Below are 6,576 nucleotides of genomic sequence, written 5' to 3'. Positions count from 1 at the left end.
AGGTGGCGACATCGACATCGTGGCCCGGACGGTCAGCATTCTCGCTGCACAGCAGAGCAGCCGCACCGTGACCGAGGACAAGTTCCGCCAGCAGGGGGTAACGGTGGCGGTGACCAGTCCGGTGTTGTCGGCGGTGCAGACGGTGCAGCAGATGGCCGAAGCAGCCAGCAAGACAAGGGACCGGCGCACGCAAGCCCTGGCCGCAGCGACGGCAGGATTGGCGGCATCCAATGCCGCGGATGCCGTCATCGCGGGCCAGGGCAAGACCATCAATGACAAGCCCAACCAGATTGCAACCGGCCCGACGGACCCTGCTACCGGGAAGACCCCAACCCGCGATGCCAATGCCGCCGACAAGGCCGGCGGCATCAACCTGGCTTTCAGCCTGGGCGCAAGCAGCAGCCAAGGCAGATCGGAGCAGACCAACAAGACGGTGCGCGGTTCAAGCGTGTCGGCAGGCGGAAGCGTCGCTATCACTGCCAACGGCGAAGGCGGCGACGGCGACGGCAACATCCTCGTCCAGGGCAGTGACATCAAGGCGGGAGTGGACGCTACGCTCAAGGCCGCCAATGAGGTCCGACTGATCGCAGCGCAGGAGACCTCGGAGCAACGCAGTCGCAACAGCGGCGCCTCGGGATCGGTCGGTTTCTCCATTGGCACGGACGGCTTGCTCTTCACGGCAAGCGCCTCCGGCAATCGTGGCAAGGGCGGTGGCGAAGAGGTCAAGCAGGTCAATTCTCACGTCGATGCAGGTAACAAGCTCAGTGTCGTCTCGGGCAGCGATACGACCATCAGTGGTGCAGTCCTGCGCGGCCGACAGGTGGAGCTCGACGTGGGCACCAGCGGCCAGGGCAACCTGAATATCGCCAGCCAGCAGGACACCAGCACTTACCAGAGCCGCCAGCAAAGCTTGGGCGGCAGTGTCTCGGTGGGTATGGGGAAGATGGGCGGCAGCGCCAGCTACAGCCAGTCGAAGGTCAACAGCGACTATGCCAGCGTCATCGAGCAGTCAGGCATCAAAGCAGGTGATGGTGGCTTCCAGGTCAATGTGCGCGGCAATACGGACCTGAAGGGTGGCGTGATTGCCAGCAGCGAACAGGCCGTTGCGGAGAACAAGAACCGCGTGACCACCAGGACCCTGACCCAGAGTGATATCGAGAATCGCGCGAGTTATGAAGCGCAGAGCGTCGGCATCAGTGGCGGCTACAGCACGGGCAAGGATGGCGGCTTGTCAGCGCTGCCACCGCTGGTCGTTGGTGCCAGTGAAAGTACATCAAGCACGACCCGCAGCGGAATCAGCGGCGGCGTCATCAAGATCACCGATGAGAAGCAGCAGCAGGTGCTGACAGGCAAGACGGCAGAGCAGACGGTGGCCTCGGTGAATCGGGAGGTGAGCATCAGCAAGGAGGGAAGCAATGCGCTCAAGCCGATCTTTGACAAGGAGGAGATCGAGAATCGGACGGCCATTGCGGCGGCCTTTACGCGGGAGTTGGGGAGCTTCCTGAACAACCGGGCGAAGGAGGCGGATGAGGCCAAGCGCAAGTTGGACGATGCGATCACGGAGGAGCGGAGCAAGCCGCTTGAACAACGTGACGAAGCCAGGCTGCGGGGCCTGACGGAGCAGTATCTCGATGCCGAAAAGTGGTCTTCGGGCGGTACGTATCGTCGGTATGCGACGGCCATTGCAGGTGCGGTGACAGGCAATCTGAGTGCTTCTTCATCGCAGTTCATCCAGGCGGCGGCAGTCAACTATCTGCAAGGGCTGGGCGCAGAACAGGTCAAGAGGATCGCTGACGACCTGCAGAGTGAGGCCGCTCGCTCCGCCTTGCAGGGCATCCTGGGATGCGCCGGTGCCATGGCCAAGGAGGCAGCGTGTGGCGCAGGTGCGCTGGGCGCATCGGCCGGCACCGTCATCAATGCGCTGCTGCAGTCTGCGGACCGGCCGGGCAGTCAGGAGAAGGAGTCGCGCACGAATCTGGTGACCAGCATCGTGGCCGGGATTGCGACCGCTGCCGGAAGCACAGCGAATCCGACGGCCACGCTCGCCGCCCAGCTGGAGGCAGAAAACAATGCCCTGGGGGTGAGCTACTCCAAACAATTCCTGAACAAGATGAGGGCTTGCGACGCATCGCAGGGGGCGTGCTTTGCCGAGCTGAAGGAAGACGCTGCGAAGCAAAGAAAATTGTTTACGGAGCAGTTGGAGAAGGGGTGCAGCGGAGCCGCGGCGACTCCCTATGCCTGTGAGGCGGTGATGAGCTCGGGGCAGGCTGCGCTCAGTGATCTTGCTCATGCGCTGTACTTCGCGAAGACGGGGGATCAAAAAGCGTACGTCAAGGCGCTGATTGTCGAACAGACCTTGGATATGGACCGGCAATATCCCAATCTGGCGGCGTTGGGGGAGAGGGCTGGTTTTCTGGATCAGCTGGCTTTGCAATTGCAGCAGATGTGGACGGATGTCGGGCCTGCGGGGGCAAGTTCAGGACTGATCAGTTCGGGGAATGTGGCGATAAGTCACGCGAGGGAAAAATATGTTCCTAATGCGGGAGCAGTGGCGAATATGAAAGAGTTTTTTAAAGGCTCTGATTTTGGCGAACAGGTACGGGCTAATACCGAAAAGTCGACAACTATTATTGATGGGCAAAGTGTGTATGTTGCGAAGAGGGACATAGGAAATACCATTCGGAAAGGTGATCGGCTATATCTGGATGGGCGACATAAAGATCATCTTGAAGTATTTGATAAACGCGGAGATTTCTCTGTCGTACTAAATCTAGATGGAACATTTAACGAAACTAAAACAAAAGCAGCATCAACCCAAGGAAGAAAATTGAAATGAAATTCTTAATCAATTTGGACATTGTCCAGACTATATTTTTGTCACTAGTTCAATCCGTAGGTTTGACTAAAGACGAGATCATGTCAGAGAGAGAGGAGGACGGACAATATTGCTGGTTCATTGACCAGGATGTATCTATGAATTCAACTTTCAATCAGGACTTGCGAGCGCTAGTCTCTCTGGTTGAATTTTTCAACAGATCAAGGCCGTCCGGTGATGATGTGACTGCCTGTTGTGCACTGATGCGGGCCGCGTCGAGCGCGCAATTGTTGTCAAATCTCTTCAAAGATATATGGGGCGATGTTGATAAGGTTTTATGCAGAGATAAAAGATTTTCATGGCCATCGATCCCCACGGGATACCAGATACCTCAGCATTTTTTGACTGCCGGGGCTGACGCAATGAAGCGTGTGAATGGTCCTGATGACATTGCTGGTCGCGACGGACTGATGCTCTGGAAAAGTGCAACAAGAGAAATAGAGGTGATGGAAAAGGATCGCATCGATGCAATCAGGAAGACGCTTATCAAAATAGCTGAAAGCATAGGGGTCACGCGAGAAGAAATGGATAAAGCGAAGGATGAAAATGATCATTTCGAATGGCGTATTGACTACGACTCCTCCCTGGGTGATCGGCTGGAGAGATATCTTGACCAGCTCTTGCTCAGCGTAGAGGTCCACCGTATTGCTACTCACAGGAGTGACCAGCTGGCCGCTTACCAAGCCCTCAAAGATGTCGGAACTCATGCCCGGTCGATATCGGAGTTATTCGGAGATATCAAGGCTGATGCGCATAAGGTCAGCATTTTCGATGAAAGATTTGCTTGGCCAGATATCCCTGATGACTACAGATTTCCAGAACATCTGGTGATGAGAGGCGGCTGTTGATCAACGAGGCCTCATCGACGTCAGTCCCTTAGTCCTTTAGTAAATATTTGACTGAAGGTAGAGAGCGCATTGCAGGTAGAGATGTAGCTTCATTTTCGTCTTTCAGAATCCTTATTGATACGGTCGCGACGTGAAAGTGAAATGATGGAATGGGAAAACTTGGTTGACCTAAAAAGCGAAGCAATTTCAAACGGCGCGATATTCAGGGCTGAAGCGAAATGGCCGTATGAGGAAAAGGTCGATTTCATGTTGGTCGACTTGCCTGTGGCCGAAAGGAATTACGCCATTCTCGTGGCGACAGGACTGAAAGCAGGGCTTGTTTTGGTTCGACTTCCGGAGGATGCAAGCTATGAACATGGTAGAGGGATTTCCAGACAATGGTTAGTACAAAATTGGCCCAAGTGGATATATCCAGAGTGTCCGGTTGAGAAGGTACTGTACCTGCCACGTTACAAGGCTCCAGATCTTGCGTGAATTTTTAGCCATTTGAAAATTAAGTGAGAGCTCTGCTTAAAGATCGCTGGTGTGTTGCATTGGAGCGGGCGGCTATCAGGAACTTGGATTTTGCCGAGCTGAAAAACTGGGAGATAAATGATGTTGGCTGGCAATTCTATAAGTTTTGCGTTCTGGTAGTACGTACAGGAAGGCAATGACAGTTTTTGTTTTGGTCCTTTCAATATCTTTGTAAATTCACAGTGACTACTCTGCAATAGCGAAGATAACTTTAGGTTAAATATCATTGCCTCCGATTTGCGACGCTCATTCGAGAGACTGGATCGTCTGGATGAATTGGAGCCGGGTTTCGATGCGGATGAGATTTTTGAAAAGGCGATGCACACGCATGGATATCAGACGAAATCAGATCCGGTATTTCCGCCCAGCTGGTGGGCGCACAGTGATGACAGGACATCCAAGTTACTTGATTTATTTATCGAGATCGAAACCGAGCGCCGAACTGATCCACCATTTGGCGTAGAGTTTTCGATGTATGTCGAAATAATCGATAAGGGATGGCAGTTTTTCTTGTTTAAATGCGGTGACGAGTGACGGGTGAGAAAAGATAGGATTGCCTCACGATCCAATAAGGTGACGGAAAAAATGATCATTGGCGACACAGCGACTTTTGCGTTTTGGTATGACATCCATTCAGAATCGAATGGGTTCTGCTTTGGTCCATTCAACATCTTTGTCAATGGAAAGACCGTCCTCAGGAGCACTGAAGATAGTTTTACCTTGAACATGATTGCCGCAGATTTGGATCGATCTTTGGACGGGCAGCAAACGGTTGCGGAGGTCGCGAGTGACTATGATGCAAGAGAACTATTCGTTGCCGCCATGGAGAGCCGGGGCTATTTTCCGGCCACCGATCCAGAATTTCCGAGCGTTTGGTGGAGAGATGATGGTGGAAAAATGGGGCAACTGACGGACCTCTATATCGACATCGTTGACGAAAGAAGAAGAAGTCCTCCTTTCGGATTGGAGCTTTCGATGTACTCAGATATTGGCGACGCTGGATGGCACTTCTTCCTTTTTCAGAGCCAAGGTGCGGAAATACTGATTTACTCAAAGGACCGCGGCAGAAGTGTTTTCAGCTCGGTGCTGAACCATGGCAAAGTGGAAGGTGTTATTCGAGATTATTGTAAGGCGATGAAGCAATTTTTCTCTTGAAAATGCACAAAGTCTAGTGATTGGTCGAAACGTTCAAGACTCATTCGGTCGAGCGCATGAATACCTAAAATTTAGATTTCTGAATAACGAGGAATTCGGATGTTGGCAGGAAATTCTCGACATTTTGCTTTTTGGTACGACGTTATAAGATGGACCCCGGAGAATATCTATGGGCCGTTTAATATTTTCGTGGCCGGGACGTCATTGTTGGACGACGTTGACGCGGAATCCGAGCTTATGTCTATTGCCTCGGGCTTAAAAAAGACGCTTGGTGAAATTCACGCGCTGATGGAAATTCCTAAATCCGCAGACGCAAAGAATCTGTTTCTTCGCTCGCTGCATGAGCATGGATATCTTAGTTTTGAAGACCCGGTGATTCCTGCCCAATGGCAGGAAGATGGCGGCGGAAAAATCGGGGAATTTTTACGGACCTTGAACGACTTGATAGAGGAACGTCGAGCTAATCCACCATTCGGTCATGAAATTCTCATGGGACAGAAGCTCCGCGAGAACGGCTGGAGATTTTTTCTTTATTCGCGTGGGAAAAAGGAAATCATGCTCTTGTCTGGTGATCACGGACGAAAGGTGGTAAAGCTTGCCCTACCAAAAGGAAGCCTCAAGTCTGCAATCGAAGCGTTTTTAGATTCTGAAGAAATTTCATTACGTCTCGGCGAATAGCGTTCTTACATCACGAGTAACGAGTTGATTCTGGACAGCTAGACCTTGGAGCGAGATGGCAACCGAGTTCAATTGATCTGGGTATCAAGCCCATTCGTTTCGCGAAAGGTAAGCCAATGAATTGGTTGAAACTGGTAGACGTTGCGTGGGAAGCGATCGGAAGTGGCACTGTCTTCAGGATGAATTCCGTCTCACCCTACGAGTCCTTGGTGGACTTCATGGTAGTCGACATTCCTGGCGATGAGCGGCCCTTTGCCTTGGTGGTGTCAACGGGACGAAAAGCTGGACGAATACTGGTCAAGCTGCCCCCCGATGCATTATGGAGCGAAGGGCACGGCCTCTCTGCCTTGGATCGTAGAAAATTGGGCGAAATGGATCTATCCCGAATGCCCCGTCGAGGAAGTACTCATCTTGCCGAACTACGAAATAGACGATGTCGAGGAATTTCCTCTCATCGTCTAAGTGAGTGATCGCGCTACCCTGCGTAAGCAGGCATCCCTTCCTCCC

Annotated in this window: 5 protein-coding genes and 1 pseudogene; all 6 read left to right on the top strand. The window is 52.5% G+C overall.

Features of this window, described 5'->3' with window-relative positions; all coding sequences use genetic code 11:
• A partial coding sequence (locus tag HNO82_RS11500; protein ID WP_175343806.1) for a hemagglutinin repeat-containing protein occupies positions 1-2,836 on the top strand: 2,836 nt, incomplete at its 5' end.
• The gene (locus HNO82_RS11495; protein ID WP_175343805.1) at positions 2,833-3,723 is read left to right on the top strand and encodes a hypothetical protein; all 891 of its coding nucleotides are present in this window, start codon (positions 2,833-2,835) and stop codon (positions 3,721-3,723) included. The genes HNO82_RS11500 and HNO82_RS11495, both read left to right, overlap by 4 nt.
• A gap of 141 nt (positions 3,724-3,864) precedes the next feature.
• On the top strand, positions 3,865-4,197 hold the full coding sequence (gene imm45, locus HNO82_RS11490) for an Imm45 family immunity protein (RefSeq protein ID WP_175343804.1): 333 nt from the start codon (positions 3,865-3,867) through the stop codon (positions 4,195-4,197).
• Positions 4,198-4,821: 624 nt separating this feature from the next.
• Entirely contained in the window at positions 4,822-5,391 is a 570-nt protein-coding gene (locus tag HNO82_RS11485) for an Imm42 family immunity protein (protein WP_175343803.1), read from the top strand.
• Positions 5,392-5,490: 99 nt separating this feature from the next.
• The gene (locus HNO82_RS11480) at positions 5,491-6,069 is read left to right on the top strand and encodes an Imm42 family immunity protein (protein ID WP_175343802.1); all 579 of its coding nucleotides are present in this window, start codon (positions 5,491-5,493) and stop codon (positions 6,067-6,069) included.
• Positions 6,070-6,185: 116 nt separating this feature from the next.
• Positions 6,186-6,531, top strand: a pseudogene (gene imm45, locus HNO82_RS22460) (Imm45 family immunity protein).
• Positions 6,532-6,576: the final 45 nt, after the last annotated feature.

It is taken from the genome of Herbaspirillum sp. C9C3 (genome assembly GCF_013359625.1).
GTDB lineage: Bacteria > Pseudomonadota > Gammaproteobacteria > Burkholderiales > Burkholderiaceae_D > Herbaspirillum.
The sequence above is the reverse complement of the archived record's forward strand: the minus strand, read 5'-3'. Positions and strand labels throughout refer to the sequence as shown.

Bases quoted from the DNA above. Each gene is read 5' to 3' on its own strand.
- imm45 (WP_175343804.1), top strand. From the start codon at position 3,865: ATGATGGAATGGGAAAACTTGGTTGACCTAAAAAGCGAAGCAATTTCA.
- HNO82_RS11485 (WP_175343803.1), top strand. From the start codon at position 4,822: ATGATCATTGGCGACACAGCGACTTTTGCGTTTTGGTATGACATCCAT.
- HNO82_RS11495 (WP_175343805.1), top strand. From the start codon at position 2,833: ATGAAATTCTTAATCAATTTGGACATTGTCCAGACTATATTTTTGTCA.
- HNO82_RS11480 (WP_175343802.1), top strand. From the start codon at position 5,491: ATGTTGGCAGGAAATTCTCGACATTTTGCTTTTTGGTACGACGTTATA.